2 protein-coding genes are annotated in these 1,730 nt (G+C 32.0%); one reads left to right on the top strand and one right to left on the bottom strand.

Annotation, left to right across the window (positions count from 1 at the left end):
• Positions 1 to 69: 69 nt before the first annotated feature.
• The gene (locus tag HMPREF1551_RS05335) at positions 70 to 372 is read right to left on the bottom strand and encodes a DUF4134 domain-containing protein (protein WP_021628037.1); all 303 of its coding nucleotides are present in this window, start codon (positions 370 to 372) and stop codon (positions 70 to 72) included.
• Positions 373 to 514: 142 nt separating this feature from the next.
• Here HMPREF1551_RS05335 and HMPREF1551_RS05340 point away from each other — a divergent pair, with 142 nt between their 5' ends.
• Positions 515 to 1,573, top strand: coding sequence for a hypothetical protein (locus tag HMPREF1551_RS05340; RefSeq protein WP_021628038.1), 1,059 nt, complete (start codon positions 515 to 517; stop codon positions 1,571 to 1,573).
• Positions 1,574 to 1,730: the final 157 nt, after the last annotated feature.

A 1,730-nucleotide genomic window follows, 5' to 3' on the forward strand; every position in this document is an offset into this window, starting at 1 on the left:
AGTCCTTTGAACTCTACACTTCTGCCGATGCCTTTGTTGATAGAATAGCTGTTTTTTGTCTCCATAAGTTTATAAGAAGAACGAACGTAAGATAGTAGCCGCTACAATTAGGAAGATACAAGCCCCAAACCAACTGGCAGCCGTTTTGCTGGTATCGGGGTCGCCACTACTAAACTTGTTATACACCTTCACCCCACCGATGAGTCCCACCACAGCCCCTATGGCATAGATGAGCTTGGTAGCAGGGTCGAAATACGAGGTAACCATACGGGTAGCTTCGTTGATACCTCCTACACCATTGCCCTGAGCTAAGGCAAGGTGGCTAATACATAAAAATGCTGCTGAAAGCAGGCTTTTGCTGAGTGATTTCATAAAATGTATTTTTAAAATTCGGGGCAAAGGTAGGGGGATAAAGAGGTAAGGAGAAAAAGGGTGTAAGTTTTTGGCTTCATATGGCTGTATATGGAAAAGTTTTTGTAATTTTGTAGACAAATTAATACGTTAAAAAACTAAAATGGGAAATAAATTATTTATATATCTCACACCAGAAGAAACGGCAAGTAAAGATAGTTGTGAATTCAGTCATATAGGTTGGGAAGGAAAAGGACCTCTTGCATTTTGTCTGTTGGCGGATAATTACAAGAATGCAGCTGATATATTATTTGACAAAATGACTAAAGCTAATGGAAAATTTAGTATAGTTGATTCTCTTACCTATCCTCTATGTTTTTTGTATAGGCATTCATTAGAAATATTTCTAAAATATCTCTACTTAAAATACTCAGGATGTGATGAAGAAGGATTTAAGGCTTACTTGAATAAAGCACAACATAATCTATCGAAGTCGTGGTTAGAGGTGAAACCATTCTTATCAAAAGGGAAGAAAAAATTTGGTACAAAAGCCAATATAGGTTTAATTGAAGATTATGTCAAGGAAATGCAAGATTTTGATCAAGAATCAATGCGAATGCGCTATCCAATAAGTAAAAATTTAGAACCTCAGCATCCTACAGCTATAAGACTTGATATCTATAATTTTCATAATTGTATCGAAGAACTCTTTCATCATTTGAAACAGATAGATTATGATATAGATAAGGATAAAGAAGTAAGTTTTGAATATTCTGATGTAGAAATAAAGGAATATAGAAATAATTATGTTTCTGCAAAAAATAAAGTAGAGGAATATATTAGGTTGATAGAGCCTTTTGTAGAAAAGGAAAATGATATTATAATGCATAGTTTAGATGATTTTATAAATAAAAAACCCTTTCAAAAAGGAGAAAAAGGATATAAAGCTAGTCTTGATTATATGAATACCTTATCTCCAAATGAGATAATTATAATAGAAACTCTATATTATACAGGAAGACATCTTAATGAAGAGTTAATACATCTATCCATAAATAAAGATGAAGGAAAAAAAGAGTTTATCAAAATGTGCCTTTACCATATGAAACTTAATGGATTAAAGTTTGATAGTGAAATTGATGAAACAAAGATAAATGCTTTTGGAAAAGCATCTTATTCTATTGTTCAGAATTTAAATAAAGCAATAGAAATATTAGGTTAATGATCTGAACTACTTGATATAGATTATTTTATGAGGGTAATACATTAATAATCAACTTTATATATCTATCCTAATGGATTTTATCTACTAATTACTACACAAATTCCCTAATATCAAACTCCATTTTACTTTCTATAGTTTTAGGCAACGCCTTCTC

This window comes from Capnocytophaga sp. oral taxon 863 str. F0517 (assembly GCF_000466425.1).
Classification (GTDB): Bacteria; Bacteroidota; Bacteroidia; order Flavobacteriales; family Flavobacteriaceae; genus Capnocytophaga.